Origin of the sequence: Desulfomicrobium baculatum DSM 4028 (assembly GCF_000023225.1) — a bacterium.
Classification (GTDB): Bacteria; Desulfobacterota; Desulfovibrionia; order Desulfovibrionales; family Desulfomicrobiaceae; genus Desulfomicrobium; species Desulfomicrobium baculatum.
Map to the genome: position 1 here is coordinate 2179830 of NC_013173.1, position 17409 is coordinate 2197238.

18 protein-coding genes are annotated in these 17409 nt (G+C 57.4%); 4 read left to right on the forward strand and 14 right to left on the reverse strand.

The genetic code is table 11. The annotated features are described in order from the left end of the window. Window positions 1-250: 250 nt before the first annotated feature. Both DBAC_RS09460 and tsaA read left to right on the forward strand, forming a co-directional pair. Window positions 251-2071, forward strand: a complete 1821-nt coding sequence (locus DBAC_RS09460) for a BCCT family transporter (RefSeq protein ID WP_015774070.1) — start codon at window positions 251-253, stop codon at window positions 2069-2071. A 549-nt stretch (window positions 2072-2620) separates the two neighbouring features. Next, window positions 2621-3115 (forward strand): tRNA (N6-threonylcarbamoyladenosine(37)-N6)-methyltransferase TrmO, encoded by a 495-nt coding sequence (tsaA, locus tag DBAC_RS09465; protein ID WP_015774071.1) that lies wholly within the window; start codon window positions 2621-2623, stop codon window positions 3113-3115. Window positions 3116-3217: 102 nt separating this feature from the next. On the opposite strand, the gene DBAC_RS09470 is transcribed toward tsaA, so the two are convergent. Continuing rightward, window positions 3218-3541, reverse strand: coding sequence for a sll1863 family stress response protein (locus DBAC_RS09470; protein ID WP_015774072.1), 324 nt, complete (start codon window positions 3539-3541; stop codon window positions 3218-3220). 147 nt (window positions 3542-3688) lie between these two features. Here DBAC_RS09470 and DBAC_RS09475 point away from each other — a divergent pair, with 147 nt between their 5' ends. Further along, the gene (locus DBAC_RS09475) at window positions 3689-4630 is read left to right on the forward strand and encodes a ketopantoate reductase family protein (protein WP_015774073.1); all 942 of its coding nucleotides are present in this window, start codon (window positions 3689-3691) and stop codon (window positions 4628-4630) included. Window positions 4631-4694: 64 nt separating this feature from the next. On the opposite strand, the gene DBAC_RS09480 is transcribed toward DBAC_RS09475, so the two are convergent. From DBAC_RS09480 to DBAC_RS09505, 6 genes are all read right to left on the reverse strand, one after another. Continuing rightward, a complete protein-coding gene (locus DBAC_RS09480) occupies window positions 4695-6626 on the reverse strand; it encodes a transglycosylase SLT domain-containing protein (RefSeq protein ID WP_015774074.1) in 1932 nt (643 codons plus the stop codon). Window positions 6627-6795: 169 nt separating this feature from the next. Next, on the reverse strand, window positions 6796-7473 hold the full coding sequence (locus tag DBAC_RS09485; RefSeq protein WP_015774075.1) for an ABC transporter ATP-binding protein: 678 nt from the start codon (window positions 7471-7473) through the stop codon (window positions 6796-6798). Further along, window positions 7466-8623, reverse strand: a complete 1158-nt coding sequence (locus DBAC_RS09490; protein WP_015774076.1) for an ABC transporter permease — start codon at window positions 8621-8623, stop codon at window positions 7466-7468. Before DBAC_RS09490 ends, DBAC_RS09485 begins: the two co-directional genes overlap by 8 nt. Next, window positions 8620-9006: a hypothetical protein gene (locus DBAC_RS09495; protein ID WP_015774077.1), complete on the reverse strand. Its 387-nt coding sequence runs from the start codon at window positions 9004-9006 to the stop codon at window positions 8620-8622. Before DBAC_RS09495 ends, DBAC_RS09490 begins: the two co-directional genes overlap by 4 nt. Before the next feature lie 88 nt (window positions 9007-9094). Then, entirely contained in the window at window positions 9095-9418 is a 324-nt protein-coding gene (locus DBAC_RS09500; protein WP_015774078.1) for a hypothetical protein, read from the reverse strand. 40 nt (window positions 9419-9458) lie between these two features. Continuing rightward, window positions 9459-10103, reverse strand: a complete 645-nt coding sequence (locus DBAC_RS09505; RefSeq protein ID WP_015774079.1) for a tetratricopeptide repeat protein — start codon at window positions 10101-10103, stop codon at window positions 9459-9461. Between the two features lie 356 nt (window positions 10104-10459). On the opposite strand from DBAC_RS09505, the gene DBAC_RS09510 reads away from it, so the two are divergent. Further along, entirely contained in the window at window positions 10460-11692 is a 1233-nt protein-coding gene (locus DBAC_RS09510; RefSeq protein ID WP_015774080.1) for a hypothetical protein, read from the forward strand. Window positions 11693-11750: 58 nt separating this feature from the next. Here DBAC_RS09510 and lgt read toward each other — a convergent pair whose 3' ends face one another. The 7 genes from lgt to DBAC_RS09545 form a co-directional block, all read right to left on the reverse strand. After that, window positions 11751-12548 (reverse strand): prolipoprotein diacylglyceryl transferase, encoded by a 798-nt coding sequence (gene lgt, locus DBAC_RS09515; protein ID WP_015774081.1) that lies wholly within the window; start codon window positions 12546-12548, stop codon window positions 11751-11753. Between the two features lie 203 nt (window positions 12549-12751). Next, window positions 12752-13930: a sensor domain-containing diguanylate cyclase gene (locus DBAC_RS09520; protein WP_167320931.1), complete on the reverse strand. Its 1179-nt coding sequence runs from the start codon at window positions 13928-13930 to the stop codon at window positions 12752-12754. 40 nt (window positions 13931-13970) lie between these two features. Then, window positions 13971-14714, reverse strand: a complete 744-nt coding sequence (locus DBAC_RS09525; protein ID WP_015774083.1) for a sulfite exporter TauE/SafE family protein — start codon at window positions 14712-14714, stop codon at window positions 13971-13973. After that, on the reverse strand, window positions 14711-15082 hold the full coding sequence (locus tag DBAC_RS09530; protein ID WP_015774084.1) for a rhodanese-like domain-containing protein: 372 nt from the start codon (window positions 15080-15082) through the stop codon (window positions 14711-14713). The genes DBAC_RS09525 and DBAC_RS09530 overlap by 4 nt, the downstream gene beginning before the upstream one ends. A 299-nt stretch (window positions 15083-15381) precedes the next feature. Continuing rightward, window positions 15382-15615, reverse strand: a complete 234-nt coding sequence (locus DBAC_RS09535) for a thioredoxin family protein (protein WP_015774085.1) — start codon at window positions 15613-15615, stop codon at window positions 15382-15384. 30 nt (window positions 15616-15645) lie between these two features. Then, window positions 15646-16947 carry a permease gene (locus tag DBAC_RS09540; protein ID WP_015774086.1) on the reverse strand — a complete coding sequence of 434 codons (1302 nt, stop codon included), beginning with the start codon at window positions 16945-16947 and terminating at the stop codon, window positions 15646-15648. Window positions 16948-16956: 9 nt separating this feature from the next. After that, entirely contained in the window at window positions 16957-17301 is a 345-nt protein-coding gene (locus tag DBAC_RS09545; RefSeq protein WP_015774087.1) for an ArsR/SmtB family transcription factor, read from the reverse strand. Between the last annotated feature and the right edge of the window lie 108 nt (window positions 17302-17409).

Here is a 17409-nt window from a genome sequence, read left to right on the forward strand (position 1 = left end):
ATCAAACAGACTCCTTTCTTTATGTAATGCACTTACAGAATTCATCGCAAAAACGAAATAATTTTGAAAAGATTCACGTGATACGAAACCTGCCGAGATAATCAAAAAAAAATCAACACAAAATGCAATTTTCCGAGGAGGAGCAAGTTCGCTGAAATGCTTTTTTTCTGGATGCTTCCGCGCAAAACAGCTAAGAGTTAGACTCTGATCCGTACGTGCGCCCGTCAAGAAGCAAACCGTGGAGGCAGCCGTGGACAAAGGTAAAAAAATAAAAAAAAAGAGACGCGAGCCAACCTATGAGCGCAAAGCCATTGAAATGGCGCGCGAGCACTACGAAACGCAAAAGCAGAAAGCCATCCACGAACGACGGGTTTTTCGCGGTCTTCAGATCATCCCGACAAAAGCCTATTACGACGACTCCCTCGGTCACAAACCCGGAGAAAACAACTGGGTCGGATACGGATTCGATGTTCACCCCTACGTCTTTTTCGGCGCGGGAACTCTGCTTTTGACATTCATCATCGTGACGATAATGTTCAAAGAGCAGTCGGCAGTCTTTTTTCAAAGCGTACTGGATGGAATCGGCAATACCTTTGGCTGGTTTTACATTCTTTCGGCCAACTTCTTTGTCATCACCATGATCCTGATCGCATCCAGCGACTACGGAAAAATACGAATAGGCGGCCCGGACGCCTTGCCGGAATTCTCGACATTCAGCTGGTATTCCATGCTCATCAGCGCCGGCATGGGTATTGGCCTCATGTTCTGGAGCGTAGGCGAACCCATCTTTCATTACATGTCGCCCTCCCCAATGTTCGATGTTCCCGCCAGCACCCCGCAGTCAGCGCAGGTTGCGCTGGGGCTCACGTATTACCATTGGGGAATTCATCCCTGGGGCATCTATGCGCTGGTCGGACTCTCGCTGGCTTTTTTCGCCTACAACCGGGGACTCCCCCTCACCATCCGTTCCATCTTTTACCCACTTCTGGGTGAAAAAATATATGGATTCTGGGGCAATATCATCGACATTCTCTCCGTGCTGGCCACGCTTTTCGGTCTCGCCACGTCTCTTGGCCTGGGCGTAAAGCAGGTCGCGACGGGACTGACGTATCTGTTTGGCTCGCCCAACACAGTGGAATTCGCCGTGATCCTGATCGCAGCGATCACGTTCCTGGCTGTCCTTTCAGTGACTGCCGGTCTGGATAAAGGAGTCAAACTGCTGAGTATCGGCAACATGTATCTGGCTGGTGCCTTCATGATCTTTTTGTGCGCGGTGGGTCCGACGGTCTATATTCTCAAGGCTTTTACGCAGAATATCGGCTTTTACATCCAGAACCTGCCACAACTCAGCTTCTGGGTGGAAACCTATTACGGCGCGGAAGGAAGCAACTGGCAAAATCCCTGGACCATATTTTATTGGGGCTGGTGGATCTCGTGGTCACCCTTTGTGGGCATGTTCATAGCCAGAATCTCAAAAGGAAGGACTGTACGGGAGTTCATTCTCGGGGTGATGATATTCCCGACGATACTTTCATTCCTGTGGATGTCTTCTTTCGGCGGATCAGCCCTGTGGTTGCAGATTGCCGGCAAGGTCGACATCGCGAGTGCGGTCAGTAAGGATGTTTCAACAGCACTCTTTGTGATGCTTGAAAATTTTCCGTTGTCGCAGATCACATCATTTATCGGCATAACTCTTGTGATCGTCTTTTTTGTAACCTCATCCGATTCCGGATCATTAGTAGTGGACCATCTCACCTCAGGCGGAAAACTTGACTCTCCAATCCCGCAGCGCATTTTCTGGGCCGTCATGGAAGGCGTTTGCGCCGCTGCTCTGCTCATGGGAGGCGGATTGGTGGCGCTGCAAAGTGCATCCATCGCCACGGGGTTGCCGTTTACCCTTGTATTGCTGATCATGTGCTACAGCTTGTACAAGGGGTTGCAGGAAGAGGACTACCACGCGCGAATCATAGAAAAGATCACCCCGGCCACGCAAACCATCCAGATCCCTCTGGGAGAAGGCGACTCCACCACCAAAATCGCTCCCCCGGCAACATCAAGTCAGGGCAGGTAAACCATGTTCCTGCGCAAATCCTCAATAATTCCGGAAGAAGACACGCCAAAAACACGTCGGGACCCACGACCATGCAAATGCCCGTGGGTCCCGACGACCAGAAACCTGTGACGGAAATCATATGAGAGCACCGCAAACCGGAAGGCTGTGCGACTCATGACCCCGGGTTCATGAAAAGCCCGACGGCAAGCGTCCAGGCAAGGGGACGTAAATATCCCCAAAAAGCATCAACGCCATTTGTCGAAATTTACGTACGTATTTCTCTTGATTGTTCCATATTTCACATGCTACCATTTTTATATGAAAACGACTCTCATTATCACAATCGCCCTGATCATAGTAGCACTCGCAATGCTGGCAGGACTGGCCAAAGCATTTGGAAAACCCAGTCGACCGATAAATGTCTGTTTCGATCAACTGAAGAATATGGAACACAGAGATCGTTGAGAAAATCCCGCAATGCCATTCTCCAAGGATGGACTTTTCCCCGTGCTTTGCCGATGAATTTCCTCTTCGAGGCAAATCACCACCCAAAATCCGGAGCATTCCATGGATGATATCCGCATCCGTCCCATCGGCGTCATCAATTCACCCTACACCGACAGGGCCAACATGCCCATCCAACCGTGCGGCGCGCGCGATGTGGCCGGCCGGATCGTGATAGAGGAAGCCCTGGCCCCCGGCCTCAAGGATCTTGAAGGATTTTCCCACATCTATCTGCTCTACCACTTCCACATGAGCACGGGGTTCGATTTAACCGTCGTCCCATTCATGGAACCGGCCGAGCGCGGGCTCTTTTCCACCCGCGCTCCCAGGCGCCCCAACCAGATCGGCCTGTCCATCGTGAGACTGGAGCGCATCGAAGGCAATACCCTGCACATCCTGGATGTGGATGTTCTGGATGGCACTCCGCTCCTGGACATCAAACCCTACTTCAAAACCTTCGACGCCTTCCCCGAAGCCATCTCCGGCTGGGCCGAAGCGCATCAGAACAAGGCAGGCCAGGTCCGCTCCGATACACGCTTTGTCAGCCCCAAGACGTAATCAAGGGCATAGCGCCCGAGGGGAGCCGGGCATGCCTGCTCGCCTCTGCTTCCTGGAGAGTACGGCGCCCCCTGGCGTGGCAACGTCAATCACCCATCAGCTTCAATCCTTGTCTTTTTTACCGTCCTTGAATCCCTGCTCAAACGCGGCCTTTGCCTTGGAAAAGCTGTCCTTCCAGACGTGGAATGACTCTTCGAGCCCTTCTTTGATTTCATCCCAGGCGGACCCGCTGGCCTCCTGCACTACTTTCAATTTTGCCTCAACCTCATTACGTTTTTCCCTCAACTCCTCGACGTGCTCAAGGTAGCGAAGCTTCAAATCCGCCTGAGACTGATTCGCCTTTGCGGTCAATATGTCGATTTCGGCATTCCATTCATCAATTTTGGCCTTGAGTTTCTGCACATAGACATCTTTTTTTTCCGGCATGAGAATCGTCTCCTCGCAAAATTACGGATTATGTGTGAGCAATGGTTAGGATTGACCTTTTTACCAAGGATAAATAATTTTGCCAAATTCTTCCGCGACTGTCCGCACGGTGCCATCCGGCGCCCATGCCCGCAACAAGGAGAAACAATGGAGACATTGATCATCGGTGCCGGGGCGATGGGTGGCCTGTTCGCCACCCTGCTTGCTCCCGTGGTTCCGACACGCCTCTTCACCACCAATGCCGAACACGCCGAGGCCATCAATCTGGCCGGGCTCAGCCTCACCGGCATGGATGGCCGGGTCCGCCGCTCTGCGGCCAATGCGTTGACCGATCCACGGCAATACGGCCGCTGCGCCGACCTGATCATAATCTGCACCAAGGCCCGCTCGACAAGCCAGGCCGCGAGCATTGCCAGTCAGCTGTTGGCAAAGGACGGCCTGGTGCTGACCCTGCAAAACGGGCTCGGCAACCTCGAACTCATTCAGGCCGCAGTGGGCACCGCCCGCGCCGCCGCCGGCATCACCGCTCAAGCGGCCACCCTGCTCGGCCCCGGACAGGTCCGTCATGCCGGCAGCGGTCCGACCGTGCTGGCCGCAGGCCCCGGGCAGGCCAAAAAGATCGACGCCGTCGTAGCCGTGTTCAACCAGGCAGGCATCCCGACCAGTGTCACCAAAGATGGCGAGGCCCTGCTCTGGTCAAAACTCATCATCAACGTGGGGATCAACGCCTTGACCGCATTGCTGCGGGTCCCGAACGGCACGCTGGCCCAAATCTCCGAATGCGAGATCATCATGGCCCAGGCTGTGGCCGAGGCCGTAACCGTGGCCACAGCCATGGGCGTCAGGCTACCCGATGAGGCTCCGCTCAATGGGGTCAGGCAGATTTGCGAGGTGACCAGCAGCAATCAGTCTTCCATGCTGCAGGACATCCTGAAAGGCAGGCCTTCCGAAATCGATGTCATCAATGGCGCCGTCGTCCGCAAAGGCGCCGAGAACGGTGTCCCCACTCCGGTCAACCAGATGCTGACGCAACTGATCAAGGCATTGGAAGCCACCTCCGCCCACCGGATCCCCCCCTCTTCCTCATGAAAGTGCACCCAAGTAAACCTCTGCTTTTGGGTAACGCCAACTTTGAGATGTTTAAAATCAGCGCTCAGCCGCGAGGACGCACCAGAGGCAGCCTCGCTCCCGGAATCTCGGAGGCTTTGCCCAGGCGGGTTTCGTAGATGGCCGTGTAGGCCGCCACCTTTTCCACATAATTCCTGGTTTCGTTGAACGGAATGGTTTCCACCCAGACGTCGGCAGGCATGAGGCTTGACGGGAGCCAGCCTTTGACCCGGCTCTGCCCGGCATTGTAGGCGGCAGTGGCCAGGAAGGGGTGATTTTGCAGGTCGTCGAACTGCCTGCGCAGATAGGAGGTTCCGTAACGGATGTTCCGCTCGGGCTGCAGCAGCAATATGGGGTGGGACAATTTTTCGCCGTGCCAACCCGCAATGCGCTTGCCTGTCTGCGGCATGATCTGCATCAATCCCAGGGCCCCGGCAGAAGATCCCACATCGGACATGAACAGGCTCTCCTGGCGCGTCAGACCGTAGACCAGGGCCGGGCTGAGGCCGGTGGCACTGGCCTCGGCAAAAACGATCTCACTGTGCGGCACGGGAAAACGCAGTTCCAGGTCTGTCATGTGACCGGCCGCGGCAGTGGCGACGATGGCCCGGTCATGCCAGCCAAGCCCATGCGCCCAGGCGGCTGCCGCTGCCAGTTCCTCGGCATCGAACCTGGGCTGCGCCTGCTGCCACTCCCGGCGGGCCGGGCCGTAGCGCTCCAGGGCGTAAAGCTCGGCGGCGCGCTGCAGGGCGGGCAGCTTCCCGACGCGGCGCACAGCATCGTCCGTAACGGCCAGCGGGATGTGCGGCACCACCATGGGCCTGCCCAGATGCCCCAGCGCCAGCATGGAGAAGTAATCCTGCCTCTCGGCCAGCGTTTCAAACACTACCAGCGCTTCCCTGTCCCGGCCATTCTCCTGCAGGGCGCGGCCCTGCCAATAGCGCCAGCGCGGTTCCTCCTTCTGGGTGACGCTGAGCCCATCCAGCATGTGGAGCGCCGCCCCCCAGTCCTGCTCGCGCAGAGCCGCGCGCACGGCCCACTCGCGCACGGAGTCGCTGCGAAGGTCTTGCGGGATGGACTCTACCCGCGCCACGGCGCCTGGTTCAAAGCGCAAGCACATGTACAAAGCCGCATCGTTTTCAATGGCTGCAAAGCGCGCACGGTCCAGGCCATTGCGTCGCCGCAAAACATCCCATTCCTTAGCGGCACGGGACGCATCGGCCCGCGTCATCTTACGCATGCCGTGGGCGAGTATGGCGTCCATCCGGTCGTGGGTCACCGTGGTCCAGTCACGCTCCAGAATCAGGGCGGGGTTCTGGTCCACCCGTAGCCAGTAATCGAGCCACTGCGCATCGGCCGGGGCCAGATGACGCCACAGATGGCGGGCCAGATTGGCCTGACCCCGCTGCATGGCCAGCTCAATGCGCTGCCAGGTCAAGGCTCTGGTCAATCCGCCTTCCTTGATCCAGGCGTTGAACAGGGGGTCGCAGGATTTCGGGCGCGAGGAACCCGAAAGCCACAGTGACGCGGCCTGGTCCATGGCCTCGGACCGCCTGCCCGTGGCCAGCAGGGCCTGGCCGTAAAAGCATTGCAGATTTTCGTCGTTTTGCGGGCGATAGTCTTCCACAAACCGGCTCCACTGAGCATTTTTGGCAAGCAGGGCAAGCCAAGACCTGCGCAGCGCCTCGGCGGGCGGGGTGCCGTCGTGCTCGCGCAGAAAGGAACGGACTTCCCCGGAGATGCCGAGCCCCATGCGTTTTTCCAGATCCTGCTGCGTCAGATAGGGCAGAAGCACGTAGTCGCCGAGCTCGGCACGCCTGGCCAGGTAGTCCTGACGCTGCCCCTTGCCCAGCGCCTCCTCGGCCTGGAGATAAATCCGGCGCCTGATTTCCGAGCCAAAAGCTTCGGACGGAGCGGAGATCATGACGCCAAGGGCGGCCATGCACACGAAAACAAGAATGCGAGAGATGAAAACCATATGTCCTTCTTGGAATTTTGTTCCATTCTGCCCGGGCGGCCCCATGCTGGCAAGCCCGCCTGAGCAAAACGAGCCGTGTTTCAGGCAGACCGCCCGCAAAACTCTCACATAATGCCGCCCGTAGTCCCAAAAACCGGGGGCGGTTTGCGCCCCCGTTGGTCATCCCGATTCAGTCATGACAGATCACGCCATCCCGCACCCGCACAAGGGTGTCGGCCCGGGCGGCGATTTCGGCGCTGTGCGTGACCAGGATGATGGTCTTGCCCTGGCGGACGAGATCCTCAAGCACGTTCAGCACCTCCGCCTCCGCCGCCGAGTCCAGGTTCCCCGTGGGTTCGTCCATGAGCAGCACCGGAGGGTCATTGGCCAGGGCCCGGGCAATGGCCACCCGCTGCTGCTGCCCGCCGGAGAGCTGCCCCGGCTTGGCATTTATCTTGTCCGAGAGTCCGACCAGTTCCAGCAGCTCCTCGGCCCGTTCTTTTTGCCGGGTTTCGGACGCAGCGGCCAGCATCAGGGCCATTTCCACATTCTCACGGGCCGTGAGGCTCTGCAGAAGATTGAAGAACTGGAACACGAACCCGATCTTGCGCGAGCGCAAAGCGGCCAGCTCACTGTCGCGAAGATCGAACATGTTCTGTCCGTCAAGCTGGACCCGGCCGCTGCTTGGCCGGTCCAGCCCCCCGAGCAGATGCATGAGGGTCGACTTGCCGTGCCCGGAGGGGCCGACGATGCAGGTCAGCCCGCCCCGCTCGATTTCAAGGTCCACGCCGCGCAGGGCCTGGGTCAGGCTTGCGCCCTGGCCATAGGTCTTGGTCAGACCCTGGGTTCTTATGATGGAATCATTCATAACTGATGGCCTCCACGGGTGAAAGTCTGGACGCGCGCCAGGCAGGATAGAGCCCGGAGAGCATGGCGATGAGCGTCGAAAAAAGCACCGCCCCGGCCAGCATGAGCGGGTCGATACCGCCTTGCGCGCCCTTGACGAAAGACGATGCCGCGTTCTGGCTGATGAGGGGAGTCGCGAGCATGGACGCCACCAGGCCCAGCGCGGCCCCGCCGATGCCGCCCAGCAGCCCGTAGATCCCGGATTCGAGCAGGAAGAGGCGAAAGATCGTTCCCCTGGTCGCGCCCATGGCCTGCAGGATGCCGATCTCGCGCTTGCGCTCATAGGTTGCGGTCATCATGGTGTTGACGATCCCAAAAGCCGCCGCCAACACTGCCACAGCCGCGATGAGCTGCAGGGTCACGCTGACCGTGCCCACGATGGACAGGACCGAGGCCAGCATCTGCTTGTCCGAGACCACGCCCAGACTCACCACATCCTTGATTTTCAGGGCATAGGCGTCGACCTCTTCCAAGTCATCCACCCGCACCGCCACGTACGAAACGCGGTCCTGCTGATCGTACAACCTCTGGGCCACCGGCAGGGACAGGAACACGGTCAGATCGTCCTTGCCGCCTGTCTCTTCCAGTACCCCGAGCACCGGCAGGCGCGTCCCCCGGATCGTCACTTCCCCGCCCGGCTGCAGGGCGAACTGCCCGGCCACGACCGAGCCGAGCAACGCGCCGTGTTCGTCAGGGGCGCTAAAGTAGCGTCCGGCAGAGACTCGCCACCCCTTGAACGGCAGGGACTCCTCGGTCGGAACGCCCAGCACGGACACCGGACGGTTCTGGATGGCCGAACGCTCGGCCAGAAACGGAATGGCCGTCATGCCGGGGATTGCGCGGATGGCCGCGACTTCTTCTGCGGTGATGGTGGTCGGCAACTGTTCGCCGGTCAGGATCGAGACCTGCTCAAAGGCGCAGCTGCCCTTGGGGGTGACGACCAGGTTCGCGCCCAGAGCGGCGGATTCCTTCTTGATCTGCGCCGTGAGGCTTCCGCCAAGCGCCACGAAGGTCACAAAAGAGGCCATGCCGATGACTATGCCCAGCAGGGTGAAGACAAACCGCCCCCGGCGGCGGACGATGTTCTTGAAAACGAGTTTGGCCGGGGTCATTTGAAGGCCTCCAGATTGTGCCGCGCCAGGATCTGCAACGCTTCCGCCTTGAACAGGTAGCCCGACGCGTCCTTGACCATAACTCCTGTGACCCTGACTTCATCGCCAATGGCGGGCCGCGTGTCGCCGAGCCTGACCGGAAGGAGCACCTTGGTGCAGCCCGGGCTTGCACACTTCAATTCGCCCAAATCCATGATGCCCATGACGTTTGGATCCGAGCTGGAATAGGCATAGGCGATCCCGATGACATCCATGGATCCGCTGAAGGCGCCGGGATCGGACACCAACTGGCCGACCCCCAGAGGCGGATTGTTTTTTTCACAACCCGTGACGAACAGGGCCATGACGACAAGCAAAATCCCGCAAAACGTGACAATGCGCATGAATTCACTCCTGAAGAGAAAAGGAAAAACGATCGCCGGAACGCGCCACAGCGCGCATCGGCGGCCTCGAAAAAAGGGGGCTAGCGGATCAGATGAACTCAGGAGGGAATTCGGCGGCGCGCAGGAACGGGTCCGGCGCAGCCAGGGCGAGTTGCCACTCGAAGCGGCTCGCGGTGCGGCTGACGGTCACGGGGAAGCCCTGTTCGGGGAGAAAGGAAAGAAAGCCGGTAATCATCCCGCAAACCGAATCTGCGCACTCACTCGTCGCGGCAGCGGATTCGGGGGGACATTCCTCGCTGCAACAGGCCTTTTCCAGCCCGTGCAGAAAAATCACAGTGGATACGGAAACAGACATGAGCATGAACGCAAGCAGCGGCACCAAGGCGACCCCAAGCAGGCGACTTTGCAACATGGTTCTGTGTCCGCGGTGGTTCATGGATTCACGTCGCGGGTCAGTTGGCGGGGTTGCTGAGTGGCGCAAGGAGCTTCTGTTCCCCGCCGCTCGCGCCCGGTGCCTTTCCGGTCATCTCGCGCAGGACCTCAGCGATGGGCGTGCCGTTGGCGTTCACCGCCTGCGGATTTATGCGCACCAGATCCTGCCAGGCCGCGATGGCTCCTTCCCTGTCGCCAAGGTCGTAGAGCAGCACGATACCGGTGTTCATGCGCGCAGTTTCGTGCCGGGGATCCGCGGCGATGGCCTTGGCAAAGGCATCCAGGGCCTTCTGAAATTCACCCAAAGAGCGGTGCATGACGCCCATATCGGTCAGCACGTTGGGATTGCCCGGACTGAGTTCCAGGGACCGGCTGTAGGCCTCGATGGATTTGGCGGGCTGGCTCGTGTCGAAGTAGAGATTGCCCAGGGTGATCCAGGCGTTCACGTCCTGCGGGTTCAAGAGGACGCGATCGGAATAGACCTTGATCTGGGCGAGCATGTCATTGCCCTGGGACTGGGCCGGGGCTTCACTCTGTCCTTTGGTGGAATGAAAGGCCGTGCTGAAGGCGACGCCGATGAGCGCCCCCGCCATCAGGATCACAATCCCGTAAACCAGGGCATTGTTCTTTTTGCCGGCCTGCTGTTTGGGCGATGATTTCGCCATACATCCTCCTTGTCTGAATCTGAAATTGTCGCCCGGATCCGGGCAGCACGGCCCGGACTACCCGGACCGCACCGGAGCCACAAGCAAGCTTCGGACCAGCCAGAGGCACCGTCACGTCCGCAAATCCACAATCAAACGCTCAGAAAAAACATGAAATTTGCACATCATGTGCACAACCATGTGACCATAGCTGCACATCACCGTACACTCTGCGTCGCAAACCACTTGAAACACTGTCACCAAAAAAAGAATGCCCCGTACGGAGGAAAGCGGTTCGACAGATTTTACGCGTTGCGGTAGATGCCTTGCATCACGAGCCCCGCACGCCACAATTCCCGAAAAAATTCGGAGCGCCCATGTACCTGACCGCCATGACCCATCGGGACGAACTCTTTGATCTGACCATGCGCTGGATGAACGACGACTTCCACCCTGAAGACGGGGAAACCCTGACCCGGATATTCGTCTATGAAAGCGCCATCTCCGCCCTGATCATCGAACGCGTCCTGCGCCTGCTCGGCAAATTCCGGGACGCCCCGCTCAACGCGCGGCGGGTCCGCTTCAAGCATGAGCTGCGCGAGAACATCCTCGCGCACCTTGGAGTGCACACGTCACGAGTGGATGAGCTGACGCAGAATTTCCGCGACAACCCCACATATTTTTTTCCTTTCCTGCCCGTGGACGCCCTGGTCATCACCGATGACGCGACCCGGCTGATGGCCCTGGGACGCGTCAAACGGATGGCCCGCGTCGCGGAAAAAGTGTCCTTTCGTCTGGTGGAGGCGCTCTTCAAGGAAATCCAGGCCAAGGCGAGAAGTTTTGCCCAGCAGCGGGCCGCGCAGGCCGGAGTGCCGCTGGACGCGTTTGTCAGTTCGGACGAGGCGATGCAGGACGATTTCGTGCAGGCCGAGGAAGCCGTGGCCCACAGCTTCAAGGACAAAACCATCCACATCGGGGCCGAAGCCCTGACCATAAACGACATCCTCGGCTTCAAAATCATCGCCCCGCAGGAAACCCTCGACCGTCTCCCGTCCATATTGGGCGGCGAACCGGGGGTGAACGTGGCGGAAATCCAGGAACACAGCGGCAACTACAACGCCGTAAACCTGCTGCTGGACCTCGAGCTTCCGCCTGCGGACACGTTGGCCGCGCGCCTGCGCGACATGGACTGGAGCATGGCCGGTCAGCGCGGACTGGACCCGGACGATGTCCAGCTTAATATCGGGAACTACGTGATGGAAGGGGCGGGTTCGGTCAGGATCGAACTTATCCTGACCACCCCGGAGGAACTGATGGAAGCGGAATTCGGCCGCTCAATCCACGAACTGCGCATCCTGCGACTGCGGCAAAGGCAGGCGTACTGCGGCCCTCTCGGGCAAAACGCGGGATATCTGATCGAGTACATGCTCACCCTGGCCGCATCGCCCACGGTCCGCATTCCGGAAATACCGGTCAAGATGTACGGACGCTATCTGCCCGAAGAAATCGAGGCCTTGAAATCCGCCCTGCGCGGCAATGCCTTTGATGAAGGTCTGCTTGGCACGTTCTGCATGCGCCAGGGAACATGCGAAACGACAGGGGACGATTAGAGCGGAAGCACCGAGCCACTGAACCCGCCCTCAAACGACGGCGAGGCTGAAACGCAGACTATCCGAGTCGTTTTGTTTCGGCCCGACCCACGCCCCGCCCGGCCCTGGCCACAAGCCACAGCCCGGCCAGAATGCACGGAACGCTCAGCCACTGTCCGACGGTCAGGAAAAAACCAGCTTCATAGGCGGCCTGAGGCATCTTGTAGAATTCAAGCACAAGACGGGCGGCAAACACCAGCACCAAAAAGCTTCCGGCGAGCAGGCCTTGGCGGCTGCGCACGCCCTCCGCACGCCAGGCCGAAAAAAGAACCGCGAAGATCATAAGATAGGCCGCAGCCTCATAAAGCTGCACGGGATGACGCGGAAGATCGTCCACCCGCGCGAAAATCACGGCCCAGGGCACGATGGTCGGCATGCCCACGATTTCGGAGTTCATGAAATTGCCGATGCGGATGAACGCTCCGCCCAGGACGGCGGGCACAGCAATGCGGTCCAGCAGCCACAAAAAAGGATAGCTTCTGGTCCGAGCAAAGGCCCAGACCGCGACAAGAATCCCGGCCACCCCGCCGTGGCTGGCCAGCCCTCCCTCCCAAATCTTCAAGATATCAAGAGGATTGGCCAAATAATAGGCAGGATCATAGAGCAGACAGTGTCCAAGCCTGGCCCCGACTAGAGCGCCGATGACCACGAATCCAAGCAGGGAGTCCAGGTCATTCTTATCCCGCCCTTCCCGCACGAACATGCGGCCCATGATCTGCAATCCGGCAATGAAGGCGGCGGCGAAAAACAGTCCGTACCAGTGGATGGACAGGGGGCCGAGGGACACGGCGATGGGGTCGGCGTTCCAAAAAAACATGTATTTAATCCTAAATTTTGATTTATTTGAAAAACGACCGCAATCTGTGCCTCCTTGAATTGGAGGCTCATTATCTCAAAATTACAAATTTCTGGATAGATGCAGACCGATGAACGCTTACGAAAAACGTGACGTCCATAAACATCCTTGGTGTTATCCGCATGCAAGCCGCGCCTTAGACTTTGGCGCGAAGAAAATTGATGCTAGCGGAGCGCACAACATTCCAGACGATCGCGACCGCTGTTCTTGGCGATATACAGCAGGCGGTCAGCCTCCTTATACATCGTGTCGAAAACATTGGAAAACGAATTGTCCACCAGCCCCATGCTGACGGTCACGGCGAGATTCCCGCGGGTAAACCTGTGCTGGCGGATGGCCTCCAACAGCCGCTGCGCTATGACCTTGGCCTGATCCTGGGCAACGGGGAAAAGAATGCCAAACTCCTCGCCTCCGAAGCGGCCAAAAATCTCCTCCCGCCGGAGCAGCTGCTGGATCAGACGCACAAGCTCAATCAGCACCTCATCACCAATGTCATGGCCATAGGTGTCATTGATCTCCTTGAAATGATCTATGTCGAAAAGCATGAAGGACGCAAACTCGTGCGCAGGGCTGAGGAGCATCTCTTGAGCGAATTGGACAAAAGTGTTGCGATTGAAAATTCCGGTCAGACCATCGATTTGAGATTTCTTCGTCAACACCTCCTTCTCCTGCACATGTGCGGTGATGTCGATGAAGACAATGATGTGGCTGTTCTCGGTGACGGGGACAATCTCCCTTTCGACGATTGTCACGTGACCATCGCGATTGCGAAAACGAACGAGCTTTTTTGTTCCCTCCGTCTTGCATTTCTCAAAACAGTCCAAAAAGATCGTCACGTTGCGACCCACAACGTTTTCCTGCTTTTCGTTGAGCATTCTCAGAAAAGACTGGTTGACTCGATTGATCACCCCGTCGACCACAAACAGAAGCCCCGCACGAACCTTCTCGAAGATGATCTCAAGTTCCCGATAACGGTTCCTGATCTCTTCACGGGCATTAACTTCTTCCGTTATATCGTCGAATGACCACAGCACAAATTGCTGAACGTCAGTCGCGATGGGCACGCCCGTCAGCTTAACCCAGAAAAGCGCGCCGTCCTTTTTCCTGTAAAGCAGGTCGCGGCTTTGCAAGGATCCGTCGCGTGTTCGCTCGAAGCATTGCTTGTAGCTCTCAAAATGTTCCAGGGATGGAGTCAACATGGCTGTGGACTGGCCGAGGATCTCTTCCCGCGAATACTCGAACAAATCGCAAAAACGAATGTTCGCCTTGACCATGATGCGTTGACTGTCCACGATCACCATGGGAGTGATGCTGCGCTCGAAAAGAATATCCCCGGTGAGCATGGAGTCATACGTCGCGAGCACTTCTTTTCCTAACGTCATGTTATACCGCCAGAATGTCGTAAAGCATTTTGAAGCCGACCAAACATAAAACAAGGCACAGCACATTTTTGATATCGGTGTTCTTGAGTTTCGCGTGCATGATCCGGTTGCCAACAAATCCGCCCAACATACTTGCAATAGTCGTCACGCCAATGAGCGTCCAGTCGATCGTGATGAATCCGGCGTAACTCAGAAAAGCGGACAGCGTCGAAAAAGGGATCATGAAGCTGGCGTTGATGGCAATTTGCATGGGTGAAAACCCCATGGCGAACAGAACCGGAACAATGAGCGCGCCGCCGCCGATGCCCAGAAGACCGGCCAGAAAGCCGACACCGAGACCAAGCGAGAAAATGGCCCATTTGCACTTCACTGTTTCCTCGTGCGGTGTGCGACCTTTGAAAAAGATCTTTGCCGAAGAAAAAAACAAAAAGATCACGAAAGCCAGCTTGATGTACTCCACATTCCAGATGCTGGCGCAGTAGGTTCCGATCGGAGCGCAGCATACCGACGCGATGAGAAATGGCGTGATGGTGGAGAAATCGAGCAGTTGTCGCCGCCAATTCAAGAAACTGGCGGTCGAGGTCGTCGTGGTGTTGATGAACAAGCCGACGGCCTTGGCCAGATTAAAATCAACACCGAGGAATCCCAGAATCGGAATGAGCACGACAGAGGACCCCATTCCGCCTGTCGCGAAAAGAGCCGAGAAGAACAGCGTGGCGAAAAAACTGGCGATGTAGAGGATCATGCACGATCAAGCTTGAGATCATTGGCCGCGCCGCCCCGCAATCTGTCTGCCAGCGCGAGCAGTCCGCCAACAAGAATCTTGGCCGTGAATCCCTGCTGGAGAAGAAACTGGCAAGCGATATTGGACCGGATATCAAGCGGACAGGCACAGACAATCGTTTTGTCCCTGGGCAATTCCGCCAAGCGGTCGGGAAGTTCATTCAGGGGTATCGCAACGGCGAACGACATGCCCCACAAGCGTGTCTCAAAAGGAAAGCGGATATCCAGAAGAACGGTTTCCCCTCCGTTGAACAGGGTCACAAACTGATCAGCCGAAATGAGGCTTGTGCCGATATCTTTCATGGTCATGCTGCGCAGAAAATCTTCCATGACGTCTCCTATTTTATCGAATAAAATTTGAATCTGACACGAAAAATCCATGAATCCACAACTATTTGTTATTATGGACAGATTCGCCTTCGCTTCATGCACAGTTGCAACGTTTCAGACTCCCGGCGTCAACGGTCGCTAACGACAAACCCAATCTTCCAATAATTTCAAGCTATTAAATAAAGACGTTATCGAACCAGGCCCTCTCGGCCATCCATGCTCATCGTACAGTCTAAATGAGTTTAGGGGAACCTCCGCACGCACAGACACTGGAACTACTTTCGGACATTTCGACTCTCCTATTTGGCAAGAATTTTCTTCAGTTCATCCACCGTCGGCACCTTGCCAACCAGCTTGACCTCTCCATCCACGACCAATCCCGGAGTCATCATCACGCCGTAGGCCATGATCTTGTTCACATCCGTGACCTTTTCAATTTCATAAGCCAAACCCAAGGCGTCTGCCGCCGTCTTGACGGCCTCCGTCAATTTCACACACTTGGGGCACCCGGTGCCCAGGATCTGAATCTTCATATTTCCTCCACATTACGTTCAATGATCAACTCAACCCCAGATTGATCCGTAAAAAATACCCGAAAACGTGGCCATGATGATGACCAGGCTGACGAAGACCACGGTCTTCTTGAGGCCCATGATGCTATTGATGACCAGCATATTCGGCAGGCTCAGCGCAGGACCGGCCAGGAGCAGGGCCAGGGCCGGGCCCTTGCCCATGCCGGAACCGATGAGCCCTTGCAGGATGGGCACCTCGGTCAGGGTGGCGAAGTACATGAAGGCACCGGCGAAGGAGGCGAAGAAGTTGGCCATGAATGAATTGCCGCCCACAGCCCCGGCTACCCATTCCGAGGGGATGAGGCCTTCGTTGCCCACGCGGCCCAGCAGCGCCCCGGCGACGAGCACGCCGAAGAGTAGAAGCGGCAGGATCTGCTTGGCAAAACCCCAGGATGACGAAAACCAATCCCCGACCTCTCCGTCATCTGTGCTGGTGAAGGCGGACAGGCCGATGACGCCGGCCGTGAAGGCCAGCAGTGGCTGCTGCGGAAAAACAAGCGCAAGCAGAACGACGGGAACGGCCGCAACGCCGACCTTCCAAACCTTTACGCCAAACCAGGTCACGAGCATAGCGCCCAGAGCCACGGAAAAGGCCGAAGTCAGCATCCACTTGGCATTATAGATGGCAGCCCACAGCCCGGTATCGGCCTGCGGAGCGCCCCAGTTGGCAAAAACCAGGATGGCTACCATGGAAGCGAAATAGAGGGCGTTCTGCCACAGGGGGCGTTTCACTTCCTCTTCCAACATGGCCATCTGCATGACCTGCCGCTCGGCCTCCTCTTTGCGGAAGAAAAAGTGCATCAAAAGGCCGATGACCACGCTGAACAGGATGGCTCCCACGGCGCGGGCGATGCCCATTTCTGGCCCGAGGATGCGGGCCGTCATGACAATGGCCAGCACGTTGATGGCCGGACCGGAATAGAGAAACGCGCAAGCCGGGCCAAGGCCCGCGCCCATGCGGTAGATGCCGGCGAAGAGCGGCAGCACTGTGCAGGAGCATACGGCCAAGATGGTGCCCGAGACGGCGGCCACGCCGTAGGCCAGAACCTTGTTGGCCTTGGCTCCCAGGTACTTCATCACCGCCCCCTGGCTGACAAAGACCGAAATGGCCCCGGCGATGAAGAAGGCCGGGATCAGACACAAAAGAACGTGCTCTCTTGCGTACCATTTGACGAGATGAAACGCTTCGAGGATGGCGTTGTCAAAACGCGGCAAACCGACGGGCAGATAAAAACAGGCCAGGAATACGACGACGATCAAGCCCAACGGCTTCCACTCTTCTTTCCAGTTCATGACAAACCCCTACTTGATTTGCGGCCGGTCCGAGAGGCCGGTCATTGAAAGATGTTCCCGGGTGCGTGCGGACAACACGGCCTCCACGCAATGCATGAAATTCAAAACGCACGGGACCTTGAGGCTATAGTAGACCTGCTTGCCTCTTTTGTCGTCCTGCACGATACCTGCCTGCTTGAGTACGGTAAGGTGCTTGGACACGGTGGAAAAATCCGCGTCGATGAGCTCGGCAAACTCGCACACGCATTTTTCACCGGCTTCAAGCTGCTCCACCATCCACAGCCTGGTCGGATGAGCCAAGGCTTTGAGGACCGCGGACTTGGCCTCATAAAATTTCTTGTCTTCAGTTTTCATCTTCGCTCCTTCATTTGCACAAATGACCAAATAAGCAAGCTTGTCAGTCTCGTCAATGGCGGAAACATGATTTGGGGTAATTTTCACTTTCCATTCCTGACGAAATCT

Excerpts from the sequence above, each read along its gene's own strand:
- tsaA (WP_015774071.1), top strand. The coding sequence starts at position 2,621 with ATGGATGATATCCGCATCCGTCCCATCGGCGTCATCAATTCACCCTAC.
- DBAC_RS09470 (WP_015774072.1), bottom strand. The coding sequence starts at position 3,541 with ATGCCGGAAAAAAAAGATGTCTATGTGCAGAAACTCAAGGCCAAAATT.
- DBAC_RS09475 (WP_015774073.1), top strand. The coding sequence starts at position 3,689 with ATGGAGACATTGATCATCGGTGCCGGGGCGATGGGTGGCCTGTTCGCC.
- DBAC_RS09480 (WP_015774074.1), bottom strand. The coding sequence starts at position 6,626 with ATGGTTTTCATCTCTCGCATTCTTGTTTTCGTGTGCATGGCCGCCCTT.
- DBAC_RS09485 (WP_015774075.1), bottom strand. The coding sequence starts at position 7,473 with ATGAATGATTCCATCATAAGAACCCAGGGTCTGACCAAGACCTATGGC.
- DBAC_RS09490 (WP_015774076.1), bottom strand. The coding sequence starts at position 8,623 with ATGACCCCGGCCAAACTCGTTTTCAAGAACATCGTCCGCCGCCGGGGG.
- DBAC_RS09495 (WP_015774077.1), bottom strand. The coding sequence starts at position 9,006 with ATGCGCATTGTCACGTTTTGCGGGATTTTGCTTGTCGTCATGGCCCTG.
- DBAC_RS09500 (WP_015774078.1), bottom strand. The coding sequence starts at position 9,418 with ATGTTGCAAAGTCGCCTGCTTGGGGTCGCCTTGGTGCCGCTGCTTGCG.
- DBAC_RS09505 (WP_015774079.1), bottom strand. The coding sequence starts at position 10,103 with ATGGCGAAATCATCGCCCAAACAGCAGGCCGGCAAAAAGAACAATGCC.
- DBAC_RS09510 (WP_015774080.1), top strand. The coding sequence starts at position 10,460 with ATGTACCTGACCGCCATGACCCATCGGGACGAACTCTTTGATCTGACC.
- lgt (WP_015774081.1), bottom strand. The coding sequence starts at position 12,548 with ATGTTTTTTTGGAACGCCGACCCCATCGCCGTGTCCCTCGGCCCCCTG.
- DBAC_RS09520 (WP_167320931.1), bottom strand. The coding sequence starts at position 13,930 with ATGCTCACCGGGGATATTCTTTTCGAGCGCAGCATCACTCCCATGGTG.
- DBAC_RS09525 (WP_015774083.1), bottom strand. The coding sequence starts at position 14,714 with ATGATCCTCTACATCGCCAGTTTTTTCGCCACGCTGTTCTTCTCGGCT.
- DBAC_RS09530 (WP_015774084.1), bottom strand. The coding sequence starts at position 15,082 with ATGGAAGATTTTCTGCGCAGCATGACCATGAAAGATATCGGCACAAGC.
- DBAC_RS09535 (WP_015774085.1), bottom strand. The coding sequence starts at position 15,615 with ATGAAGATTCAGATCCTGGGCACCGGGTGCCCCAAGTGTGTGAAATTG.
- DBAC_RS09540 (WP_015774086.1), bottom strand. The coding sequence starts at position 16,947 with ATGAACTGGAAAGAAGAGTGGAAGCCGTTGGGCTTGATCGTCGTCGTA.
- DBAC_RS09545 (WP_015774087.1), bottom strand. The coding sequence starts at position 17,301 with ATGAAAACTGAAGACAAGAAATTTTATGAGGCCAAGTCCGCGGTCCTC.